This window comes from Aliarcobacter trophiarum LMG 25534, from assembly GCF_003355515.1.
GTDB lineage: Bacteria > Campylobacterota > Campylobacteria > Campylobacterales > Arcobacteraceae > Aliarcobacter > Aliarcobacter trophiarum.
Genome location: NZ_CP031367.1, coordinates 158,444 through 179,868 on the forward strand (window position 1 = coordinate 158,444; position 21,425 = coordinate 179,868).

Annotated in this window: 27 protein-coding genes; 11 read left to right on the forward strand and 16 right to left on the reverse strand. The window is 28.3% G+C overall.

Features of this window, described 5'->3' with window-relative positions; translation table 11 throughout:
• Nucleotide 1 precedes the first annotated feature (1 nt).
• On the reverse strand, nt 2-1,342 hold the full coding sequence (gene rimO, locus ATR_RS00825) for a 30S ribosomal protein S12 methylthiotransferase RimO (RefSeq protein ID WP_115427610.1): 1,341 nt from the start codon (nt 1,340-1,342) through the stop codon (nt 2-4).
• 118 nt (nt 1,343-1,460) lie between these two features.
• On the opposite strand from rimO, the gene ATR_RS00830 reads away from it, so the two are divergent.
• Nucleotides 1,461-1,877 carry an META domain-containing protein gene (locus ATR_RS00830; protein ID WP_115427611.1) on the forward strand — a complete coding sequence of 139 codons (417 nt, stop codon included), beginning with the start codon at nt 1,461-1,463 and terminating at the stop codon, nt 1,875-1,877.
• 88 nt (nt 1,878-1,965) lie between these two features.
• Here ATR_RS00830 and panC read toward each other — a convergent pair whose 3' ends face one another.
• Together panC and ATR_RS00840 are read right to left on the reverse strand one after the other, a co-directional pair.
• On the reverse strand, nt 1,966-2,784 hold the full coding sequence (panC, locus tag ATR_RS00835) for a pantoate--beta-alanine ligase (protein ID WP_115427612.1): 819 nt from the start codon (nt 2,782-2,784) through the stop codon (nt 1,966-1,968).
• 23 nt (nt 2,785-2,807) lie between these two features.
• Nucleotides 2,808-3,767, reverse strand: a complete 960-nt coding sequence (locus ATR_RS00840; RefSeq protein ID WP_115427613.1) for an ABC transporter permease — start codon at nt 3,765-3,767, stop codon at nt 2,808-2,810.
• 29 nt (nt 3,768-3,796) lie between these two features.
• Here ATR_RS00840 and acpS point away from each other — a divergent pair, with 29 nt between their 5' ends.
• The 4 genes from acpS (at nt 3,797) to ATR_RS09820 (ending at nt 5,612) form a co-directional block, all read left to right on the forward strand.
• Entirely contained in the window at nt 3,797-4,147 is a 351-nt protein-coding gene (gene acpS / locus ATR_RS00845; protein WP_115427614.1) for a holo-ACP synthase, read from the forward strand.
• A 182-nt stretch (nt 4,148-4,329) separates the two neighbouring features.
• Nucleotides 4,330-4,920, forward strand: a complete 591-nt coding sequence (locus tag ATR_RS00850) for an ML domain-containing protein (protein ID WP_115427615.1) — start codon at nt 4,330-4,332, stop codon at nt 4,918-4,920.
• A gap of 12 nt (nt 4,921-4,932) precedes the next feature.
• Nucleotides 4,933-5,286 (forward strand): DsrE family protein, encoded by a 354-nt coding sequence (locus ATR_RS00855; RefSeq protein ID WP_115427616.1) that lies wholly within the window; start codon nt 4,933-4,935, stop codon nt 5,284-5,286.
• 149 nt (nt 5,287-5,435) lie between these two features.
• Nucleotides 5,436-5,612, forward strand: a complete 177-nt coding sequence (locus ATR_RS09820; RefSeq protein ID WP_164966895.1) for a hypothetical protein — start codon at nt 5,436-5,438, stop codon at nt 5,610-5,612.
• Nucleotides 5,613-5,639: 27 nt separating this feature from the next.
• On the opposite strand, the gene gltS is transcribed toward ATR_RS09820, so the two are convergent.
• From gltS to ATR_RS00870, 3 genes are read right to left on the reverse strand one after another with little or no spacing between them, the layout of a single operon-like run.
• A complete protein-coding gene (gene gltS, locus ATR_RS00860; RefSeq protein WP_115427617.1) occupies nt 5,640-6,872 on the reverse strand; it encodes a sodium/glutamate symporter in 1,233 nt (410 codons plus the stop codon).
• Entirely contained in the window at nt 6,869-7,255 is a 387-nt protein-coding gene (gene ruvX, locus ATR_RS00865) for a Holliday junction resolvase RuvX (RefSeq protein WP_115427618.1), read from the reverse strand. Before ruvX ends, gltS begins: the two co-directional genes overlap by 4 nt.
• Entirely contained in the window at nt 7,252-8,166 is a 915-nt protein-coding gene (locus tag ATR_RS00870; protein ID WP_115427619.1) for a methylenetetrahydrofolate reductase, read from the reverse strand. Before ATR_RS00870 ends, ruvX begins: the two co-directional genes overlap by 4 nt.
• A 79-nt stretch (nt 8,167-8,245) precedes the next feature.
• On the opposite strand from ATR_RS00870, the gene serB reads away from it, so the two are divergent.
• From serB to ATR_RS00885, 3 genes are read left to right on the forward strand one after another with little or no spacing between them, the layout of a single operon-like run.
• A complete protein-coding gene (serB, locus tag ATR_RS00875) occupies nt 8,246-8,872 on the forward strand; it encodes a phosphoserine phosphatase SerB (RefSeq protein WP_115427620.1) in 627 nt (208 codons plus the stop codon).
• A gap of 2 nt (nt 8,873-8,874) precedes the next feature.
• Nucleotides 8,875-9,867 carry a transaldolase gene (locus ATR_RS00880; protein ID WP_115427621.1) on the forward strand — a complete coding sequence of 331 codons (993 nt, stop codon included), beginning with the start codon at nt 8,875-8,877 and terminating at the stop codon, nt 9,865-9,867.
• Between the two features lie 57 nt (nt 9,868-9,924).
• A complete protein-coding gene (locus ATR_RS00885; RefSeq protein WP_115427622.1) occupies nt 9,925-11,277 on the forward strand; it encodes a class II 3-deoxy-7-phosphoheptulonate synthase in 1,353 nt (450 codons plus the stop codon).
• A gap of 54 nt (nt 11,278-11,331) precedes the next feature.
• Here the strand turns inward: ATR_RS00885 and mqnE are convergent, their stop codons facing one another.
• The 6 genes from mqnE to thiS all read right to left on the reverse strand — a co-directional run bounded on the left by mqnE (nt 11,332) and on the right by thiS (nt 15,143).
• Nucleotides 11,332-12,393, reverse strand: coding sequence for an aminofutalosine synthase MqnE (mqnE, locus tag ATR_RS00890; RefSeq protein ID WP_115427623.1), 1,062 nt, complete (start codon nt 12,391-12,393; stop codon nt 11,332-11,334).
• A 9-nt stretch (nt 12,394-12,402) separates the two neighbouring features.
• A complete protein-coding gene (locus tag ATR_RS00895; RefSeq protein WP_115427624.1) occupies nt 12,403-12,720 on the reverse strand; it encodes a hypothetical protein in 318 nt (105 codons plus the stop codon).
• Nucleotides 12,710-13,363 (reverse strand): carbonic anhydrase, encoded by a 654-nt coding sequence (locus ATR_RS00900; protein ID WP_115427625.1) that lies wholly within the window; start codon nt 13,361-13,363, stop codon nt 12,710-12,712. Before ATR_RS00900 ends, ATR_RS00895 begins: the two co-directional genes overlap by 11 nt.
• Nucleotides 13,350-14,465, reverse strand: a complete 1,116-nt coding sequence (locus tag ATR_RS00905; protein ID WP_115427626.1) for an aminotransferase class I/II-fold pyridoxal phosphate-dependent enzyme — start codon at nt 14,463-14,465, stop codon at nt 13,350-13,352. The genes ATR_RS00900 and ATR_RS00905 overlap by 14 nt, the downstream gene beginning before the upstream one ends.
• A 141-nt stretch (nt 14,466-14,606) precedes the next feature.
• A complete protein-coding gene (locus ATR_RS00910) occupies nt 14,607-14,939 on the reverse strand; it encodes a YraN family protein (protein WP_115427627.1) in 333 nt (110 codons plus the stop codon).
• Between the two features lie 3 nt (nt 14,940-14,942).
• The gene (gene thiS / locus ATR_RS00915; RefSeq protein ID WP_115427628.1) at nt 14,943-15,143 is read right to left on the reverse strand and encodes a sulfur carrier protein ThiS; all 201 of its coding nucleotides are present in this window, start codon (nt 15,141-15,143) and stop codon (nt 14,943-14,945) included.
• Between the two features lie 124 nt (nt 15,144-15,267).
• Here thiS and pyk point away from each other — a divergent pair, with 124 nt between their 5' ends.
• The gene (gene pyk / locus ATR_RS00920) at nt 15,268-16,752 is read left to right on the forward strand and encodes a pyruvate kinase (RefSeq protein ID WP_115427629.1); all 1,485 of its coding nucleotides are present in this window, start codon (nt 15,268-15,270) and stop codon (nt 16,750-16,752) included.
• Nucleotides 16,753-16,826: 74 nt separating this feature from the next.
• Here pyk and ATR_RS09825 read toward each other — a convergent pair whose 3' ends face one another.
• Nucleotides 16,827-16,964 carry a hypothetical protein gene (locus tag ATR_RS09825; RefSeq protein ID WP_164966707.1) on the reverse strand — a complete coding sequence of 46 codons (138 nt, stop codon included), beginning with the start codon at nt 16,962-16,964 and terminating at the stop codon, nt 16,827-16,829.
• 148 nt (nt 16,965-17,112) lie between these two features.
• On the opposite strand from ATR_RS09825, the gene ATR_RS00925 reads away from it, so the two are divergent.
• Together ATR_RS00925 and ATR_RS00930 are read left to right on the forward strand one after the other, a co-directional pair.
• Complete coding sequence (locus ATR_RS00925; RefSeq protein WP_115427630.1) at nt 17,113-18,702, forward strand: sensor histidine kinase; 1,590 nt, start codon at nt 17,113-17,115, stop codon at nt 18,700-18,702.
• 19 nt (nt 18,703-18,721) lie between these two features.
• Nucleotides 18,722-19,357, forward strand: a complete 636-nt coding sequence (locus ATR_RS00930) for a response regulator transcription factor (RefSeq protein WP_115427631.1) — start codon at nt 18,722-18,724, stop codon at nt 19,355-19,357.
• A gap of 6 nt (nt 19,358-19,363) precedes the next feature.
• On the opposite strand, the gene ATR_RS00935 is transcribed toward ATR_RS00930, so the two are convergent.
• The 3 genes from ATR_RS00935 to fliD form a co-directional block, all read right to left on the reverse strand.
• Complete coding sequence (locus ATR_RS00935) at nt 19,364-19,636, reverse strand: hypothetical protein (protein ID WP_115427632.1); 273 nt, start codon at nt 19,634-19,636, stop codon at nt 19,364-19,366.
• Complete coding sequence (gene fliS, locus ATR_RS00940; RefSeq protein ID WP_115427633.1) at nt 19,612-19,968, reverse strand: flagellar export chaperone FliS; 357 nt, start codon at nt 19,966-19,968, stop codon at nt 19,612-19,614. The genes ATR_RS00935 and fliS overlap by 25 nt, the downstream gene beginning before the upstream one ends.
• Before the next feature lie 79 nt (nt 19,969-20,047).
• Complete coding sequence (gene fliD / locus ATR_RS00945) at nt 20,048-21,424, reverse strand: flagellar filament capping protein FliD (RefSeq protein WP_115427634.1); 1,377 nt, start codon at nt 21,422-21,424, stop codon at nt 20,048-20,050.
• Nucleotide 21,425 lies beyond the last annotated feature (1 nt).

The window sequence follows — 21,425 nt, forward strand, 5'->3', positions numbered from 1 at the left end:
CTTATATTTTTCTTAATACTTTTGCTAGAAGTTTGTCACCTGCAAGCTCTGTAGCAATTACTTCATAGATCTCACCAAAGATTATTTGCTCTTCAAGTTCATTGTCGTTTATATAAATTTCTCCATCAATTTGTGGTGCCCAAAGAGTTTTCCTAGCACTTAAAAGATACTCATGTTCGTCACTCTCTCCATCTATATACACTTCAAAAGTTTTCCCAATATCATTTTCTAAAGAGTTTGTAGTTGTTTTTGAGATAATATCTCCTAAAATCTCTGCTCTTTCATCTACTAAATCTTGTTCTATTTTATCATCTCTAGTTTCAGCAAGAGTTCCTTCTTCATCAGAGTATGAAAAAACATTTGCTCTATCAAAACCAAAACTTTCTACATAAGAGCAAAGCTCTTCAAAATCATCTTCGCTTTCTCCTGGATGTCCAGCTATAAAAGTTGTTCTTACAAAAGAGTTAGGTTTAGATTTCATATATTGCATTAGTTCAATTAGTTTTTCAGCACCTTTTCCTCTTTTCATAATTTTTAGCATATTTTGTGAGATATGTTGAAGTGGCATATCAAAATAGTTTACAAAGATTTTAGAGTTTGCAATCTTATCTATAAGATTATGTGTTGTTGTACTAGGATATAGATATAAAATTCTTGCAGTTTTTACACCTTCTATTTTTTCAACTGCTTCAATTAACTGTTCTAATCCATCGTTTTGCCCTAAATCTCGCAAATAAGATGATGAATCTTGAGATACAAAAGAGAAATCTTTATACCCATTATTTACTAGATTTTTAACCTCTTTTATAAGTGATTCTAAAGTTCTTGAGTGAAGTTTTCCTTTAAAAGATGGAATTGCACAAAATGAGCAAGTTTGATTACACCCTTCACTTAATTTTACATAAGCATGATAATTTGAACCTGTTATTACTCTATCGTTCTCTTCACTTGCTAAAAAAACCTCATTTGAAAAACTACTTCTTTTTTCATGTACAAGTTTATCGATTTTATCGTAATCTCCAACTCCTGTAAAAATATCAATTTCAGTAAGCTCTTTTTGTAAATCCTCTTTATATCTTTCACTTAAACATCCAGCCATAACCAAAACAGACTCTTTCTTTCTCTCATTATGTAGATTTAAAGTTGTGTTTATACTCTCTTCTTTTGCACTATCAATAAAACCACAAGTATTTACTATTATTAAATCAGCTTGTGACTCATCATCTGTTAGTTCATAATCTTTAAGTTTTCCCAACATTACTTCACTATCAACTAAATTCTTTGTACAGCCAAGGCTTACCATATGTAGTTTCTTTTTTGGTTTTTCTTCACTAAATTTCATCTAAAATTATCCAATATATATAAATTTTTTGCAAGATTTTAGCTAAAAATTACATTTATACAGATTAATAAGCCTAAAAATAGTAATATAAAGGTCAAAATAATATAAAGGATTTAAAATGTTTAAAAAATCAAATTTAATTTTAGCAGTTTTTGTAGCAGTTTTTTTTGGTGCTTGTAGTTTAAAAAGTGGTGATGATATGAAAAATAGTAGTTTAGAAAATAGTAAATGGGAACTAATAAGTTTAAATCAAAAAGAGATAAAAAAGCTTGAAAAAGTTGCTAATATCAATTTTGAAAAAGATAGAGTTTTTGGAAATTTAGGATGTAATAACTTTTTTGGAGCTTATAAATTAAATAAAGATAGTTTAGAAATAGGGCAAGTTGGAAGCAATATGATGATGTGTATTGATATGAGTGTAGAAAATGAGTTTTCTAAAGTTTTACAAAATGTAAAAACTTATAAAATAGATAATAGTAGTTTAATCTTTTTTGATAAAGATGTAGTAGAAATAGCGAAATTTAGAAAAGAGTAGAACTCTTTTCTAATCATAATTTAACTCTCTTATATCATCTAAAAGAACTTTTTTTATAGGAAGTTTTTACTTAATGCTATTAGCTTATCTACATCCAAATATTATCAAGAAGTCTTATGCTACCAAATCTTACAACCACTAAGATTATTGTATTTGAAGGTTCTATAACTTCTATTTCATTAAATTTTTTATCTACAACTTTTACATACTCAACATCAAGTCCAGCTAATACTTCATAAATCTTATTTTTTACTAATTTTGAGCTTCTTTCACCTTTTGATATTAGGTTTCCTGCCATATATATTGATTTTGAGATTTTAAGAGCTTCCTCTTTTTGTTCAACACTTAAATAAATATTTCTGCTACTCATAGCCAAACCACTAATCTCTCTTACAATATCACAAGCTACAATATTTATAGGAATAAAAAGGTTTTTTACCATTTGACCTATAAGTGCTAGTTGTTGAGCATCTTTTTTCCCAAAATATGCATTTGTGGGTTGAGTTAGATTAAATAGTTTTAAAACAACTTGCAAAACTCCATCAAAATGTCCAGGTCTTGTAAAGCCCTCTAATACATAGCTATTTTGTGGAGCTTTAATTAAAACTTCGTCATTTTCATAAATAGCATTTATTTCTGGCATAAAAAGATAGTCCACTTTACACATTTGACAAATTTTTATATCTGCTTCTGCTTTTCTAGGATATGTGCTTAAGTCTTCACCCTTTAAAAATTGAGTAGGATTTACAAAAATAGATACAATTACAAGCTCATTTTCCTCTTTTGCTCTTTTTATAAGTGAGATGTGTCCATCGTGTAAAGCTCCCATTGTAGGGATAAAACCAATAGTTCCATTTAAACCTTTTCTAATTTCTTTTAACTCTTCAATAGTTTTTACTACTAACAATATTTTTCCTTTTTAAATTTTAATTATTTTTCACTATAGTTTGGATTTATTTTAAGTAAGATTAAATCAGCTAATATATTTCCTAAAAGTGTAAGAAAAGAACCAATTATAAGTATTCCCATAATTACAGGATAATCGTGACTTAAAGCACTTTGATAAAATAAAAGACCCATTCCATCTATTGAGAAAATAGTTTCAAGTATAACACTTCCACCAATAACACCAGGAAGTGATAGTCCTAAAAGTGTAATAATTGGCGGATATAAATTTGGTAGAATATAGTATCTTAAGATAATTTTATTGTTTAATCCTCTTGCTTTTGCGAAGAAGATATAATCACTTTTTAAAATCTCAATAGTTAAGGCTCTAATATATAAGATTAGACTTCCAATTCCACCAAAAACTATTATAAATATTGGAAGTGCTAAATGCCAAGCAAAATCTAAATAGTAAGTAAAAGATCCATCATTTGGCATACTATGAAGTCCAGCTATTGGGAATAGTTCAAATTTTATAGAAAAAATTAAAACTAAAATTAGAGCCAAATAAAAAGATGGCATTGAAAAACTAATAAGTGAAAGCTGTTTTGTAAATTTCTCAAAAAAGCTATTTGGTTTTAAGGCGGATTTTATACCAAAATATAAACTTATAATAAAGATTAAAAACATTGAAGTAATATTTAAAATAAGTGTAACTCCAATACGACTTAAAATCTCCTCTTTTACTTTTACCCCACTTGAAAAAGAGATACCAAAGTCAAGTTGTAAGATGTTTAAAATCCAAGAAAAAAATTGAATATATAAAGGTCTATCAAGTCCATAGATAGCTTTTAGTTCGGCTATTGCTTCAGGAGTGATATTTGGATTTAGTTCCCCACTTGCAAAAAATGAGTTTGGAGCTAGATTTATTGCAATAAAAGAGATTAAGCTAATAATAAAAAGCATAACAATAATGTATAATAGTTTTTTTAGAAAGATATTCATAAAATAGATTATACAAAAGATAGGTTTAAATGATAGGTATAGATATAGTAAGCATAGATAGAGTAAAAAAGATGTATGAAAAGTTTGGGGATAAGTTTTATGATAGATTTTTAAGTGAAAATGAGAAAGAATTTGTCAAATCTAGTCAAAATGCAGCTGGTTTTTGGGCAGCAAAAGAGGCAGCAAGTAAAGCTCTTGGTACTGGAATTGGGGAGGTTTGCTCTTTTTATGATATAAAAATAAAAAAAGACAAAAATAACGCTCCAAAGATAAAATATAGTAAAGTTTTACGAAAAAAGTTTAAGATAAAAAAATCATATTTAAGTATAACTCATGACGGTGGTTTTGCAATCGCTATTGTAGTGAATAAACAAAAGTAAAATAACTTTGATATATATCAATAGATTAAGTTTTTTAATATACTAAAATTTGCTTACTCTTAATATAGAGCTTGTATGTGCGGACTTGCCCCTGAATCTCTCCTAATAAGTCCGCCATACAAATTTTTATGTTCTATAAAATTTTAAAACAATCCAAAAAATAAAACAAAAAAGGTAAAAATATGAAAAATATAGATTTTTATAAAGATGTTGAAACTATTAAACTAAAAGATAAATTGGGAGAATTTTTAGGAGTTGATGAAGATTTTATATATACTTTTACAGATGCTGTAAAACTAAGTGGTCACTCTTGTCCAACTGTTGCTGGTGCATATCTTATGACTTTAAAGGCTCTAAAAGAGCTATATAAAAGCGAATTACCTGTACGTGGTGAGATAAAAGTTGAGTTAAGAGATGCAAAAAATATTGGAACAACTGGAGTTTTAGCAAATGTAGCTTCATTTATAACAGGAGCAAAAGAAGAAGATGGATTTAAAGGGCTTCAAGGACAATATTTTAGAAATAACCTTCTAAAATATGAAGCACCTATCAAAGGTGAAATGAGATTTACACGACTTGATAGCACAGATAGTGTAGAAGTAACTTATGATTTATCAAATGTAGCTTTGAGTGGTTTTGATGGTTTTTTAATGCAAAAAGGTCTTCAAAAAACTGCAACAAAAGAGGAGTTAGAGACTTTTGGAACTGCTTGGCAAAAAAGAGTTAGTGAGATTTTATTAAAATATCACAATGATGTTGTTAAATTTATCTAAAAGGAGTTACAAATGGTGTTATTTATTTTAAGTTCAAGACCATACGATGGAAGTGACAATATGTATGGGGCTTTAAGATTAATAAAAAAACTAGTTGAAATGAAAGAAGAAGTAAAAGTTTTTTGTATTGCAGATGCTGTTGACTTAGTGCGAGGAGCTGCAAAAAAACCAAACTCTTATGATATAGATTTACAAGCTATGATAAAAGAGGTTTTGGATTTAGGTGTTGAGATAAAAGCATGTGGAACAAGCCTTAAAAGATCTGGTGATTATAAAAATGAGCCATATTTAAATGAAGATATAAGAGGAAGTCTAGATTTACTTGGAAATTGGACACTTAATGCAAAGCAAGTTTTGACTTACTAGATATAATATCTGTTATACAAGATAATAACTATATTTGAGAGTAACTTATTTTTGGGATTTTATTTCGTTTGACAATAGTTTTTTAAAACTGTATAATCGATAAGTTTCGCTAAATTTTAGTGAAAAAATAAAATGTCAAAGGATAAAATATGGCAAAAAAATTAAATGAAAAAAGTGTTTCAAAACTTGCAGAAAAAGCTGCTAAGAAAGTAGTAAAAAAGAGTGAAGTAGAGAAAACTACTAATAAAATTACAAAAAAAGTTTTAAAGAAAAAACCAAAAAATATTAAAAAAGCGGTTAAAAAAATTGCTAAAAAAATAGCATAGTTTTAGGGGGAATTTCCCTCTAAAAAACTAAGCAAAGAACTTTAAAATTACTTGGATAATTGAAGCATTTATTAAATCAACAAAAAATGCACCACAAAGTGGAACTATTAAAAATGCTTTATGTGAAGGTCCATACATATTTGTAATAGCTTGCATATTTGCAACCGCTGTAGGAGTAGCACCCAATCCAAAACCACAATGCCCAGCAGATAAAACACTTGCATCATAATTTTTACCCATAACTCTAAATGTTACAAAATAAGCATATAAAATCATTACAACAACTTGAGAAATTAAAATAACAGTTAAAGCTCCAGCCAAACTTGATAGTTGCCAAAGCTTTAAAGATAGAAGGGCCATAGCTAAATATAAAGATAGTGAAGCATTACCAAAGACATCTATTGCTCTATCAAATATTGTAACTTTTAAAATATTTTCTAAAATATTTCTAATTAATACACCAGTTGCTAATGCCCAAACAAATGTAGGAAGTTCAAAAAATGTATCTTTTGCTATATTAGTCATAAAATCTGAAATAGCCAAACAAGCTGCAAAAAGACCTAAAGTTGTAATTGCACTATTTGTTGTAATCAATCTTACTGCTGCTGGATATTCAAAAGGAACAAACTCATCTATTGTTTTTTCATCTTTTTTATCTTTTTCATCTGTATATTTTTGGTTCTCTTCTTTTAGTTTATATCTATTTATTAAATGTTTTGCTAAAGGTCCACCAATAATTCCACCCATTACAAGTCCAAATGTAGCTGCAGCCATTCCAAGAGTTGTTGCTCCTTCTATTGCATATTTAGTCTCAAGTATTTCACCCCAAGCACCAGCAGTTCCGTGTCCACCTGTAAGAGTAATAGATCCAGCAATAAGTCCAATAATAGGATCTATTCCTAAAATTGTAGCCAAAGATATTCCTACAAAATTTTGAAGGATAATAAAAGAAGATACTACAAAAAGAAATATTACAAGACTTTTCCCACCCTCTTTTAACTTATAAAAGTTTGCAGATAGTCCAATTGAAGAGAAAAATATCAGCATAAAACTAGTTTGCAATTCAGCACTAGTTGTAATACTAAAATCCCAAATATTGTAAGCAATTGTTGTAAAAATTGCAGCTAAAAGTCCACCAGCTACTGGCTCAGGAATATTATACCTTCTTAAAAATCCAATTTTATTTATTAAAAACTTACCAATAAGTAAGACAATAACAGCAGCTATTAAAGTGTAATAGCCATTAAACACTATATTCATATTTTATCCTTATTTAAATATCTTTCTAAAATTATTTTTGCAGCAATTGAGTCTATTCTACCATCTCTTATCTGTTTTACCTCGCCTTTCATAAGCTCTTTTGCTTCAAGTGAGCTTAGGTTCTCTTCACAAAATTCATAAGGGATTTTTAGCTCAAGCAAAGTTGTGAAATGTTTTATTCTATTTTGAGTATCGATGTTTGAGCTAGGAAGCCCAATTATTAGTTTTTCTATTTGCCACTCTTTTAAAAAATCATTTACTTCAAGAGCTGCTTGGTTTCTATTTTTGCGAATAATTGCATTTTGAGGAGTTACAATTTTTTCTAATAGACATATAGCAACTCCAACTCTTTTTAGTCCAACATCTATAGAGGCTAATCTCACCCTATTATCTCACTTGCTACATCAAATCTATTGTTTGCCGTCATTAAGTGAATTTTTGGGTGAATTTTGTTTATTTCATGGTATAAATTTCTACTTAATTGCATCCCAACTTTATACTCTTCCTCTTCACTTATACTATGAGCTTTTTCAAGAGTATCAATCCAAAACTGTGGAACATGTATTCCTGGAACTTGAGCAGATAGAAATAGGGCAGTTCTTAGTTTTGTAATAGGAAAGAGTCCTAAAATAAGTTGTGATTTTCGTTTTTCGCCCTCTACATTCTCTTTTGCATTTTCAAAGTTTTCTAGAAGTTTTTTTACATTGTCTATATCAAAAACTGGTTGAGTAATTACTCCAACAGCTCCATTTTGTATCTTTTGGTGCATCTTTTTTTCTAAACTCCCAAAGTTTTTAGCATATGAGTTTACAACTGCAAATGGAAAAATCTGTTTAGGCTCTATTTTAAAAGGACGACCTGCAAAATCCATACCATAATTAAAAGATTTTATCATCTTTAAAAGCATTAAAGAGTTTGCTTCATAAACACCTTTACTATTTGGCTGATCACTCATATTTGCTGGATCTCCCGTTAGTGCTAAGATAGCTCTAATATCAAAATCATTTGCTCCTAAAAGGTCAGATTGAAGAGCTATTTTATTTCGATCTCTCATGGTCATTGTAGCAATTACTGGTTTATTAAACTCCATTTGAAGTTTTAACGCTGCAAAATATGAAGAGTATTTTAGTTTTGCCAAAGGGTTATCTGTACAAGTAAAACCATCTACTTTTGTGTCAATTTTGAACTTTTTAATTTTTTCAATAATATTGTGCATAGTTGGTTCATGTTGAGGTGTTGTTTCAAGTGTTAAATATTTATCCTCTTGAAGTTTAGAAATTAGTATTTCAAACATAAAAAAATTTCCTTTTTAAACTATTTAGTAAAATTTGGATAATATTATACCCTTTAATATTTAAGTTTATAGGATATTTATGAAATTAGCAGTATTTGATTTTGATTCAACACTTATGGATGGAGAGACTATTGATATTTTAGCATACCATTTTGGACTTGGAGATGAGGTTAAGAAAATAACAGATGAAGCTATGAGTGGAAGATTAGATTTTTTTGAATCACTAATTCAAAGAGTAGCACTTTTAAAAGGTATGGATTATAAGAAAGTAGTTGATATTTGTGCAAATTTACCTTTGATGAAAGGTTCTTATGAAGTAGTAAGTGAATTAAAAAAGTTGAACTACAAAGTAGTTTGTTTTAGTGGTGGATTTAGAGTAGGAACATCTCCAGCTAAAGAAAAACTAGGGCTAGATGCTGATTTTTCAAATATACTACACGAAAAAGATGGAGTTTTAACAGGACTTGTTGGTGGAGATATGATGTTTGGTTACTCTAAAGGTGATATGATAAGAAGATTACAAGGACTTTTAAAAATAGGTAAAGAAGATACTTTGGTTTGCGGAGATGGTGCAAATGATTTATCTATGTTTGCTGAAGCTGATAAAAGAGTTGCTTTTTGTGCAAAAGAGGTTTTAAAAAAAGAGGCAAATATTATAATAGATACAAAAGATTTAACAAAAATCTTAGAACATATAAAGGCTTAATAATGGGATTATTTGAAGATATAAATTACTCAATTTGGTGTGATTTTATTGAGAGAGATTTTTTAGAAAGTAGATTTAAAGAGATTATAGAAGATGGTACAATAAAAGGGGCAACTTCAAATCCAGCTATATTTGAAGCATCAATAACAAGTTCTGTTGCATATAAACAACAACTTGATATGCTTCAAGCAAATAAAGCAAAAAAAATATATGAAGAGTTAGCTTTTACAGATATTAAAAGAGCTGCTTTGCTTTTAGAACCACTTTATAAGCTTGATACAAATAATGGTTTTATATCTATAGAGGTTGATCCACTTTTATGTGATGATGCTTCTCTTACAATTGATGAAGGTTTAAGAATTTATAAAAGTTTAAATGTTGAAAATGTTATGATAAAAATCCCTGCAACAGAAGCTGGATATATTGCTATGAGAGAGCTTACAAGTCGTGGAATTCATGTAAATGCAACTTTAATTTTTTCACCAGAACAAGCAAAAAAGTGTGCTATTGCACTTGATGAAGGAATAAAAGATTCAAATAAAGATACAAAAGGTGTAGTATCTATTTTCGTTTCAAGATTTGATAGATTAATGGATTTAACTTTGGGAGCAAAAGCACTAGCTACATCAAAATTAGGTATTGTAAATGCTACAAAATGCTATTATGAAGTAAATAAATTGGAAAATCAAAATATAAGAACACTTTTTGCAAGTACTGGTGTAAAAGGGAATGAGTTAAATCCTAGTTATTATGTAGATAATCTAATTTTTCCGCACTCTATAAACACTGCTCCATTAGGAACTATTGAAGAGTGGTTAAAAGATGGGAAAAAAGAGCAAAGCTCTATTATGAGTGAAGATGAGTGTGATAAATATTTCATAAGTTTAGAGCAAAATGGAATTAAACTAAATGATATTTATGAAAAACTCTTAACTGAGGGATTAGAAGCTTTTAAAGTATCATTTAAAGAGCTATTATCTAAGTTAAAACATTAATTTTGATTTAAGATATATTGGATAAAATTTATCAACTAATAATAAAAAAGGAAAAATATGAAAAATTGGAGCCCAAGTAGTTGGAGAGATTTTCCAATAAAACAACAACCAACATATAATGATTTAGTTACCTTAAAACAAGTAGAAAAAGAGTTGGCATCTTATCCTCCACTTATTTTTGCAGGAGAAGCTCTAAGTCTTAAGAAACAACTTGCAAATGTTGTAAATGGAAAAGCATTTTTACTTCAAGGTGGAGATTGTGCTGAGAGTTTTAATGTATTTAATGCAACAAATATTAAAGATTTATTTAAAGTAATGATGCAAATGGCAGTAGTATTAACTTTCTCAGGTGGTTGTCCTGTTGTAAAAGTTGGTCGTATTGCTGGACAGTTTGCAAAGCCACGAAGCTCAGATTTTGAAGATGTAGATGGCTTGTCTCTTCCTTCATACAGAGGTGATATTATAAATGATATAGAGTTTGATATAGGTTCTAGAGAGCCAAAAGCGAAAAAACTTTTAAAAGCATATAATCAAAGTGCTGCAACTATGAATCTTTTAAGAGCTTTTGCAAGAGGTGGAATGGCTGATTTAAATCAAGTTCATTTATGGAATTTAGATTTCGTAAAAGACAATACTTTGGGTACTAAATATGAGGAGATAGCTACAAAAATTAGTGATAGCTTAGCTTTTATGAAAGCTTGTGGAATTACAAGCGAAAATACTCCACAGTTAAACCAAACTACACTTTTTACATCTCATGAAGCGCTTTTACTAAATTATGAAGAGGCACTTACAAGAAGAGATTCAATCACGAAAGATTGGTTTAACTGTTCAGCCCATATGCTTTGGATTGGAGATAGAACAAGAGATTTAGATGGAGCTCATATTGAATACTTTAGAGGTATTAAGAATCCAATTGGTTGCAAAGTTGGTCCTTCTATGAAAGAGGATGAGCTAATCAAACTAATAGATGCTTTAAATCCAGAAAATGAAGCTGGAAGATTAAATCTGATTGTAAGAATGGGGAATGAGAAAATAGCAGATTATTTCCCAAAACTTTTAGAAAGAGTTGAGAAAGAGGGTAAAAAAGTACTTTGGTCAAGTGATCCAATGCATGGAAATACTATAAAAGCAGGAAATGGTTATAAAACTAGAGATTTTGAGGCTATTTTAGGAGAAGTAAAACAGTTTTTCCAAATACATAAAGCACAAGGTTCTTATGCTGGAGGAATTCATCTTGAGATGACAGGACAAAATGTTACAGAGTGTACAGGAAGTAAATCAGCTGCAATTACTCAAAGTGATTTAGCAAGTCGTTACCATACTCAATGTGATCCTAGATTGAATGCTGATCAAGCTCTAGAACTAGCATTTATGATAGCAAATACTCTAAAAGAAGCTAGAAAATAGATATTTTAGTGTTAAGTTTTAACTTAGATAGTAATTTAGTTAAGAGTTAAAAGTTTACCAAACTTTTAACTCATTATAAATACTATCTCTTTCAACTGGAATGAATCCAGAGTTTCTGATTAAATCTACAAACTCATTTTGAGCAATACCATGTTTGCTTTTTGCTCCTGCTGCACTTTGAATTGACTCTTTTTCAATAGTCCCATCCACATCATTCGCTCCAAACTCTTGAGCAATAAGTGCTAGTTTAACTGTAGAAGTTGCCCAATATGCTTTTATATTTGGAATATTATCTAGTAAAATTCTTGAAACTGCATATGTTTTTAAAATCTCATTTGCAGTAACTGGCTCTTTTACTTTTAAATAGTTATTTTCTGTTTGAAAAACAAGAGGGATAAATGCATTAAATCCACCAGTAATATCTTGTAAATCTCTAAGCCTTAAGATATGATCAACTCTATTTTCTCTACTTTCAATATGTCCAAAAAGCATAGTTGCATTACTTTTTTTACCTTTTTCGTGCCAAAGCTTGTGAATTTTTAGCCAATCTTCGCTACTTACTTTTCCTCCACAAATTCTTTTTCTAACTTTTTCATCGAAAATCTCAGCTCCTCCCCCTGGCATTGAATCTATTCCACTTTTTATCATAGTATCAATAATCTCTTCATGGCTTAAGTTATATTCACTACTTAAAAAGTGTATCTCTGCTGCAGTTAAAGCTTTTATATGAATATTTGGGAACTCTTTTTTGATTTTTTTAAAAATATCCATATACCAATTTAGCCCTGTATTTGGGTTATGAGCTGAAACTATATGAACCTCTTTTATACCATTTTTAGATGAAGTTCTTACTGTTTGTAACATTTCATCGTGGCTTAAAGTGTATTGGTCTGGATTTTTTCTACTTGCACTATATGCACAAAATTGACAAACATCTTTACAGATATTTGTAGGATTTATATGTCTATTTATATTAAAGTAGGTCTTCTTTTGATGCTTTTCTTCTCTAATTTTATTTGCATAATATCCTAAAGTTATAATATCTAAATCAAAAAGTCTAACTCCATCTTCATAGTTTAATCTAGCACCATTTTCCAGTTTTTCAATTAAAGTCATAATATCCTCTTATTTACAATCAAAATCTTTTGTATATTTTTTATCTTTCTCTTTAGTTATAAAACCTGTACATTGTTTATTTAGACTATTGTCAAAAAATGTTAGTTTATAAACATAGCTTTTTTCTTTAGTAACTGTATCTTCTGCATTCATTCGATTTACTACTTTTAGGTTTTTAATATCTTTATGTCCTAAATCTACTAAAATCTCATTAAACTTCTCATTTCTTAAAGTATCCATTGAAATGAATATAAATATTGCAAGAAATATAAGAATAGAGATTAAAAGAATAGTTCTCTTAGGTAGTTTTCTCTTTTCAAGACTCATTTTTAAACTCTTCTAGCGGCTTAAATGTACAATCACTTCCATCATAAAATTCTATAGTCCCATTTTCAATTTTATAGTACCATCCATGAATTTGTAAGCTACCTTCTTTAACTCTTTTTACTATATATGGAAATGTTAAAAGGTTTTCCATTTGGTAAACAATTGATACTTTTTCAGTAGTTCTATAGATATACTCTTTGTCATTCTTATCAGGAGCAGCTAAAAGTGTATATTCTCTAGCTTTTTTACCAAGTTCTAACCATTTTTTGATATTAATAAGCTCAGAACTATCTCCTAAATCTTTATATAAACTTCTACAAGCACCACAATAAGAGTGACCACAGACAATAATATGTTTTACATTTAGTACATTTACAGCATATTCAATAACAGCACTGCTTCCATGATAATCATTATCTGGATTATATGGTGGTACGAAATTCCCAACATTTCTAAGAGTAAACATATCTCCTGGTTTTGTATCAAGTACAAGTTCAGGAGTAACCCTACTATCACTACAACCAATAAATAAAATATCAGGGTTTTGCCCATCTTTTGTAAGTTGTTTTAAATCTGTCTCATATTTAGAAAATCTGGCTTCTCTAAACTTTTTATTACCTTTTACTAAATCATTTATCTGCATTTAATTCCTTTATTAAATTAGAAACTTTTTTCAAATTATCACAATTTATATCTATTTTTGCAATAAGTCGAATAATCGCTTGTTTAACCGTTGGTTGTCGTATCGCACCAACCAAGAAGCCATTTTCTTTTAAGATATTTTGTATCTTTAAGACTTTTTTATTATCGTTTACTAATATTGGAATAATAAGTGATTTTGAGCTTATTCCTAAATAGCTTTGGATTATACTTAAGTTTTCCTTAATTTTTTGCTTTAATGCTTCTCTATTTTTTAAAATATACTTTAAACTCTCATACCCTAAAGCAGTATCAAAAAGAGATGGTGCTGTTGAATAAATAATTGGTTTTGCTCTATTTTGCAAAAATTCAATAATATTTTTTGAAGCTAAAATATAAGCCCCATAAGAGCCATACGCTTTTCCCAAAGTTCCCATTTTTATATGGTTTTCTTCTATTTTGATATTATAATAGTCAAAAATTCCTAAAAGATTTTCTCCAATAACTCCGCTACTATGAGCTTCATCTACAATTAAGATAGAGTTATATTGATTTGCTAGAAGAAAAATTTCTTTTTTTGCTAAATTTCCACTCATAGAGTAAACACCTTCTATTGCAATAATTTTTCTTCCTTTTGTATCGCAATTTTGCAATTTTGATTCTAAATCTTTTTCATTGTTATGTAGAAATGTTATAACTTGGTTGCTAGGAAGAAGCCTAGAGGCTAAAATTCCACTTGCATGATACTCTTCATCTATAAAAAGAGTATCTCCTTTTCGTACTAAGGCTTCAATCATAGAGATATTTGCTAAAAAACCACTTCCTACAATAACTCCACTTTCAAAACCATTGACTTTACAAAGTAGTTTTTCAAATTTCTTATGAATATTTGAGTATCCATTTACAAGCATTGAAGCTTTTGGTGAATAATAGTGATTTTTTAAAACTCTTTTATAAGCTTTTTTAAAAAGTATCCTATTTTTTGCTAGTCCCAAATAATCATTTGATGCTAAATCTAAAAGATTTTTATTAAAAACAACTCTATGTCTAAATCTATTTGATTTCTCTATAATATTTAACTCTTTTTTATACAAAAAACTCTCCATCTAGTAATCTTTGACATTGTAGAAAATAAAATTTTTAAAATGCTAGTTTACTGCTATTAAAATAAATTATAATTCTTTTGTACTAACAAAAGTATATCAAAAAGCCAAAGGTGTTTTTGCGACCTTCACCTTTGGTTTTCTTCATATTGTAATATTTTCCAAAATCTCAATGCAATTATCAGTTACAACAACAGCATTTATGCAAAAGGCTACATCTAATTTTTTTATTTGTAAATAGTAATATATGCTTTTTTTAATCTTAGATAGTTTTGATTTTGTTAAATTTTGTATTGCTAAATCAAATGTTTGAGCAGATTTTACTTCAAAAAAATGGTAAACATCATCTTTTTGTGCAATAATGTCTATCTCTCCTAGCTTTTTTGCATAAAAATTTGTCTCAATTATAGTGAAATTTAGGTTAGTTAAAAAAGATATTGCCTTTTTCTCAGCAAAATCTCCTTTTTCACGACTCATAAATTAACCACCACCTACAAAGTTTAAAAGTTCTATAATATCGTTTTCATTTGGTTTATAACTGTTCCAATTCTCTTTTTTTACTATATCCATATTTACAGCACATGCCATAACTTTATCTTCTATTTTCAAATTTTCTATAATCTCTTGAAGATTTAAATTCTCTTCAAAAACTTTAATTTGTCCATTTATAATAACTTTCATCTTCTTCCTAATATTATTGTTACGAATTATACTAATATTCATCTTATATCTATTTTATAGTGATTTGTAATTAAAAAGTAATCAATATTTCAATATAATAACAAATCAAAATAGGAGATATATTATGGATAAAAAAACAAAGATTTTAGCAACACTAGGACCTGCTAGTAATAGTTTAGAGATGATAGAGAAGTTAATAGATGCTGGTGCAAATATGTTTAGGCTAAATTTTTCTCATGGAAGTCATGAGTATCATCAAGAGACTTTGGATAATATACGACAAGCTATGAAGAATAAGAGTAAAATAGTTGGAATACTTCAAGATATCTCAGGACCAAAAATAAGAGTTGGTGAATTAAAAGAGCCATTTAATTTGGAAAGTGGCGATGTTATTACATTTTATGATAAAGAGATTATAGGAGAAAAAAAAGCTCCAAAAGATTATATTGTATCAATTAACTATCCAGATATTTTGAAAAAAATCAAAGTGGATGAATATATCTATTTGTATGATGGAATTATAAGAGCAAAGGTAATTGAAACTACACCAAAAGTAAAAGCACGAATTGAAAACAGTGGAACATTAAGCTCACGAAAAGGAGTTAACTTCCCAAATACAGTTATAAATATAGAAGTTATTACAAAAAAAGATGAGCAAGATATTGCTTGGGGAGTTAAAAATAGAGTAGACTATTTTGCTATATCATTTGTTCAAAGTGCAAAAGATATGAAAAGAGCGAGAGAGCTTTTAAATGGTTATGATGGAAAACTAATAGCAAAAATAGAGAAATTTGATGCAGTTTCAAATATAAAAGAGATAATAGATGCAAGTGATGGAATAATGGTAGCAAGGGGAGATTTAGGAATAGAAGTTCCTTATTATGATGTTCCTACTATTCAAAAAATGCTTATTCGTAAATCAAATGCTGCAGGAATTCCTGTAATTACAGCAACTCAAATGCTTTTATCAATGACACAAAATGAAAGAGCAACTAGAGCTGAAATCTCAGATGTTGCAAATGCTGTTTTAGATGGAACAGATATTGTAATGTTAAGTGAAGAGAGTGCAGTTGGAGAAAATCCTACAAATGTTGTTGAGACAATGCATAATATTATTCTTAAAACAGAAGAGATTTTTAATCATAAAAAAAGAGATCATATGCCTTATTTGGATGAGTTTGATGTAATTCAAGCAACAGTTACAAAATTGGCTGATGATTTAAAAGCAGATGGTATTTTGTCTCTTACAAGTAGTGGAAACTCTGCTAGAAAGATGTCAAGATATAAACCAAAAACTCCATTATATACTTTTGCTCATAACAGTGAAACTCTTACAAGACTTTCAGCACTTTGGGGAGTTATTCCAATAACAACTATAAAAGAAGCCCAAGCTTCTAAGATGATTCAAAAGATGTTAAGAAGTTTGGAAAAACGAGGAATATTAAATAAAAAAGGTTTATATATTTGTACGGTTGGTTATCCTGTTGGAATTCCAGGAAGTACAAATACAATTAAAATTTTAACTCCTAGTGAAATAGGATATTATATGAATTTTAAAGAGAATAGAGAAAAAAGTAAGATTGAAAAAAAAGAGAAAAAATATAAATAAAAGAGAGCTTTTGCTCTCTTTTTAAATTAGATGAATATAGAATAAGGTATGCCTTATGCCAATAAAAACTTATATTATAACTTTATCCAGTCCCTATCATCATCTTCCTCAAACTCTTCATCAATATAATCATAAAAAGTTTTGCCCCAAAAAATAAATGATGATAAAAAATCTACTATATAGAAATCTTTCATATTAATAGAACCGTTCAAAGTAATTTCCTTGTTTGTTTTCATTAACCTTTTCGGCAAAATAATTATATATGAGCAAAATGTCAATGGTGTGGCAAAAGTAATAATTTATGATAAATTACTACTAATTTAAACTAAAATTGAGTAGAATTAAATTTTAGGAGAGAATTTGAATATAAAACTACCAAAATCATCAACTTTACTATTTATAAACATACTGATTTTTTTAAGTATAACACTTTTTGCATATTCTATACTACTTGAAAATATAAAGATAAATAATGTAAAGAATCAAGAGATACTTTTTTTTCAAATAAAAGAGAAGAGTTCTGCACTTTTGACAAAGGTTTTACAAAAGTATCATAAACAAAAAGAGCTTATAGGAAATAAGCATATGTTTGCCTTAACTCTTTTTGAACAAGGTTTAGATATTGATGAGATAAAAAAGATTTTAAATCAAGATTTTGAGCAAGAGAAGTTTGAAGTTATTTTATTAAATAGAGATTTAATAATAGAAGATAGCTCTATTTTTACAGATATTGGTACAAATTTATCTCTACTTAAAAAGCAGTTTGAAAAATTTGAAAATAGTGATAATATAGATGTTTCAATACCTGAGTACTCTTTGGAGTATTTAAATTTTGTAAGTTATTCGACTTCTAAATTAAAAGATGGTAGATATTTACAAATATCATATTCATATGGTAAATTTCTTGATGAATTAAGAGATATACAGGAGTTTATAAATAGTTCTACGATTATTAAAAAATCGATATCTTATATTATTTTTAATGGTTATGTTGGTAATTTTGCTTTTAAAATGGTTCCTACATATAAACAAACAATTGAAGAGTTGGAAAATAGATTAAAAAAAGGGAATGAACTTCTTGAAGCTTTAAAGGGTAATAGCTATATCTCTTATTATAAAGAGAGTAAAGAGGAGAAGATACATATAGCATATTTACTTCAAGATAGCCCAATATATGATGATGCAGAGATTCTATATTGTATAGTTTTTGATGAAAATGATTATAATAAAGATATCTTTTACCTAAGATTGTTCTCCTTTTTTGTTTTTATTTCTGGAGCAACTGCAATCTATTTAACTTATAAATTAAGAACAAAAGAGTTACTTCTAAACTATAAAGATAAATTTATAGCTCACTCTATTCATGAGATTAAAACTCCACTTTCTATTATCACTATAAATACTCAGCTAAGAGAGAAGTTATATGGAAGTGATAGATATACAATAAAGATAGATGGTGCATTAAAAACTTTAGAAAACTCTTATGAAGATATGACTTTTTTACATACAAAAGATAAAATAGAGTACGAGATTATAGAGATTGATCTTAAAAGAGCTTTAGAAAATCGTGTAAAATATTTTGATACAATTGCAAATTGTCAAAATAGAAAGATAGAGCTTATAGCTTATAATAATCTCTATCCAACAATGAGTAAGATAGAGCTAAATAGACTTGTAGATAATAATATATCAAATGCTATAAAATATTCACAAATTGGTTCAACAATATCTATAATTTTGAAAAATAATACTCTTGAATTTCATTCAAAAGGTGCTAAAATAGAAAATCCAAAAGAGATATTTAAAAGATATAAAAGAGAAGATAAAAATACAGGTGGACATGGTTTAGGATTGGCAATAGTTAGTGATATTTGTAAAAAATATAACTTTGATATAGAAGTAGAGAGTAAGAACTCTATAAATACTTTTAGATATATTTTAAATATTTAATAATTTTAGGGGAAATTTTATGAAAATATTTTTACTTGAAGATGATTTTGCTTTAAACGATTCAATAAAGGATATGCTTGAATTTGAGGGTTTTGAAGTTGATTCTTTTTATGATGGTCAAGTTGCACTTGAAAATATAAGTAAAGATTATGAGCTTTATATTCTTGATATTTTTGTTCCAAATTTAAATGGAATTTTACTTTTAGAGAAGATTAAACTTGCTAATAAAGACTCAGTAGTCTTTATTATGAGTGCAAATATTGATATCTCAACTATAAAAGAGGCATATAATAAAGGTTGTGATGATTATCTTAAAAAGCCTTTTAATATTCAAGAGTTGCTTTTCAAGCTTAAGAAATTTAATAAGAATAGTGATATTTTTAGATTTGATGATGATATCTTATTTGATATGAAATCAAAAAAAATTATACATAATAATAAAGAGATTGAACTTACAAAAAATGAGAGAAATTTTCTTCATCTTCTAATATGTAATCAAGGCAAATGTGTAAACTATAGTTTAATTGAGAATGTTGTATATGATGGAGATTTTAAAACTTTAGATGCTATTAGGAGTTTGATAAAAAGGCTTAGGAAAAAACTTCCTAAAGAGATAATTTTTAATAACCTTGAAGAGGGTTATTACATAAAATAGAGCTCTCTAATTTTTTAAAAAGCTCTTCATTTTTTTTATTTTTTTCATATCTTCTGAAGCTATATTTTGTTGTTCTTTTAAGAAATTTAGATTTCTAAAAAAAAGCTCTTCCAAATTCTCAAGCTCTTTAGAATTTAAATCTAAACTCTCTATAGTGTTGTGATTTTTGAAATAATCATTGTGCCAAACTACTAAAGCATCAGCTTTTTCATAAGAGTCTAGTGAATCAATATAGATTAATTCACTTAAAAGTTTTAAAGACCAGTCTCTTCTTTCCATGCGTCTATTAATCCTTGTACAACTTTTATAACTTGATTGATTGAATTTAGATTATCATCAACACCTGCACTAAATAGTGTCTCTATTTGATATAGATAAAGACCATCTAAATAGTAGGCAACTTCTCCTCCATCAAAATCTAAAACATTTCTAAGCTCATCAAAGATTGCAATTGATCTATTTATATAAGTAAATTTTTTTTCAACATCACCGCTATTTATTGCACTCTTTGCAAATGATAGATACTTTATAACACCTTCATAAAGTTTTAAAACAAGTACATAAGGGTCATCAGATACTGCATTTTGTTGATTATATAATTCAATCCCCATAAAATTCAACTCCAAAACAATTTATTTTTAGTATATTATATATTTACTTAAATGCAAGATGGTTTAAAAACCATCTTGTTTATTTAGATACTTGAGATTGAGCTATTAACATTTTAAGACCAGAAAAAGAGGCTTCCATTTGGTTTATCATTACTCCATACGTGGCAAATTGTTGAGCCATTGCAGCATATCTATTATCTAAAGTTGTTTCTGCCTCTTCTTTATCTTTTTTTAATCTCTCTTCTCTCTCTAGCATATTTATCTCATAATCTAAAAGAGTTTTTGTAACTCCACTAATACTAATTGCCTCATCCATAGAAGTTGCAATTCCTTTTTTATCTGGTGTTCCTGAAAATAAAGCTTCTAGCTCTTTTGTCCCATCTTTTATTGAAGCTTCAAAATCTTTTTGATTAAAAATTATATCTCCACTTCTTTCATCTAATGAAAATCCAAAATTAAATATTGATTTATCTCCTGAGCCTGTTCCAAAAAATTCATTTTTGATAGTTCCTAGCATATTTCTTAAAACACTTTTATCATCAACACTAGATTCACTACTATAAATCTCATTTTCGATAGTTGCTCTTAAGGCATTAAACTTATCGGCAAAGTTTTTCATTTGAGCAGAAAGAGTTGTTGTATCATTTTCAACATTTATTGTTGATTCAGCACCTGTTTTTGTAGCTGTTATCTTAAGTCCATCTACAATAACAGTATTAGAACCATTTGAATAATTAACTCCATCAACTTTCATTTTCATATCTTGTGCTTGTAAAACATTATATTGTTTCAAAGTTGCTTCATCAGTAGAATCTGCTTTAAATAAGCCTTTAGCTCCATCACTAACACCAAGATTATTTCCATTTACATCTTTATTATTAAAATCTATTTTATTACCTAAGCCAGTTTCTGTACTTTTTATAGATAATCTAAATCCACCATTTGAACTATCTACCAAAGAAGCTTGAACTCCACCTATTTTATTTATTTCTTCTGTAAGCTTTGTATATGACATACCATCTGTATTTATACTCTTACCATTTATTGTTAAAGTTCCTTTACCTACAATTTGGTCTTTAGAACCACTTACTATATCTGTTTGCCAAGCATCTTTTTGTGCAAGTTGTTCAACTTTCACACTTAGACTCCCAGCTTCTAAAGAGCTTAAATCATCTGAATCAAAGATAACTCCTTCACCAAAAACATTTGCACTTTTTTGATTAAAAGCATTGAAACCAGAAGTTTGATTTAAAGAGAAAATTTTAAGAGCATCTAAAAGTTCATTAACTTTTGTTGTTACATCTGAAATAACTTCTCTTTCGCTTTCAAATTTTTCAAGTTTCTTTTCCAAAGGTTCTACAGAGCCTTTTCTATCAGCAGCTCTTAATTTTTCAATTAAATCATTATTTAAAGCTCCTGCTTGTCCTTGTCCTAGTCCTAATATTCCATTCGCCATT

Bases quoted from the DNA above. Each gene is read 5' to 3' on its own strand.
- fliD (WP_115427634.1), bottom strand. From the start codon at position 21,424: ATGGCGAATGGAATATTAGGACTAGGACAAGGACAAGCAGGAGCTTTA.
- ATR_RS00855 (WP_115427616.1), top strand. From the start codon at position 4,933: ATGGTGTTATTTATTTTAAGTTCAAGACCATACGATGGAAGTGACAAT.
- ATR_RS00910 (WP_115427627.1), bottom strand. From the start codon at position 14,939: ATGAGTCGTGAAAAAGGAGATTTTGCTGAGAAAAAGGCAATATCTTTT.
- ATR_RS00905 (WP_115427626.1), bottom strand. From the start codon at position 14,465: ATGGAGAGTTTTTTGTATAAAAAAGAGTTAAATATTATAGAGAAATCA.
- acpS (WP_115427614.1), top strand. From the start codon at position 3,797: ATGATAGGTATAGATATAGTAAGCATAGATAGAGTAAAAAAGATGTAT.
- ATR_RS09820 (WP_164966895.1), top strand. From the start codon at position 5,436: ATGGCAAAAAAATTAAATGAAAAAAGTGTTTCAAAACTTGCAGAAAAA.
- rimO (WP_115427610.1), bottom strand. From the start codon at position 1,342: ATGAAATTTAGTGAAGAAAAACCAAAAAAGAAACTACATATGGTAAGC.
- ATR_RS00830 (WP_115427611.1), top strand. From the start codon at position 1,461: ATGTTTAAAAAATCAAATTTAATTTTAGCAGTTTTTGTAGCAGTTTTT.
- fliS (WP_115427633.1), bottom strand. From the start codon at position 19,968: ATGGGGATTGAATTATATAATCAACAAAATGCAGTATCTGATGACCCT.
- gltS (WP_115427617.1), bottom strand. From the start codon at position 6,872: ATGAATATAGTGTTTAATGGCTATTACACTTTAATAGCTGCTGTTATT.
- ATR_RS00935 (WP_115427632.1), bottom strand. From the start codon at position 19,636: ATGGAAAGAAGAGACTGGTCTTTAAAACTTTTAAGTGAATTAATCTAT.
- ATR_RS00895 (WP_115427624.1), bottom strand. From the start codon at position 12,720: ATGAGTCTTGAAAAGAGAAAACTACCTAAGAGAACTATTCTTTTAATC.
- ATR_RS00850 (WP_115427615.1), top strand. From the start codon at position 4,330: ATGAAAAATATAGATTTTTATAAAGATGTTGAAACTATTAAACTAAAA.
- ATR_RS00885 (WP_115427622.1), top strand. From the start codon at position 9,925: ATGAAAAATTGGAGCCCAAGTAGTTGGAGAGATTTTCCAATAAAACAA.
- ATR_RS00900 (WP_115427625.1), bottom strand. From the start codon at position 13,363: ATGCAGATAAATGATTTAGTAAAAGGTAATAAAAAGTTTAGAGAAGCC.
- ATR_RS00880 (WP_115427621.1), top strand. From the start codon at position 8,875: ATGGGATTATTTGAAGATATAAATTACTCAATTTGGTGTGATTTTATT.
- thiS (WP_115427628.1), bottom strand. From the start codon at position 15,143: ATGAAAGTTATTATAAATGGACAAATTAAAGTTTTTGAAGAGAATTTA.
- ATR_RS00930 (WP_115427631.1), top strand. From the start codon at position 18,722: ATGAAAATATTTTTACTTGAAGATGATTTTGCTTTAAACGATTCAATA.
- serB (WP_115427620.1), top strand. From the start codon at position 8,246: ATGAAATTAGCAGTATTTGATTTTGATTCAACACTTATGGATGGAGAG.
- pyk (WP_115427629.1), top strand. From the start codon at position 15,268: ATGGATAAAAAAACAAAGATTTTAGCAACACTAGGACCTGCTAGTAAT.
- mqnE (WP_115427623.1), bottom strand. From the start codon at position 12,393: ATGACTTTAATTGAAAAACTGGAAAATGGTGCTAGATTAAACTATGAA.
- ATR_RS00840 (WP_115427613.1), bottom strand. From the start codon at position 3,767: ATGAATATCTTTCTAAAAAAACTATTATACATTATTGTTATGCTTTTT.
- ATR_RS00870 (WP_115427619.1), bottom strand. From the start codon at position 8,166: ATGTTTGAAATACTAATTTCTAAACTTCAAGAGGATAAATATTTAACA.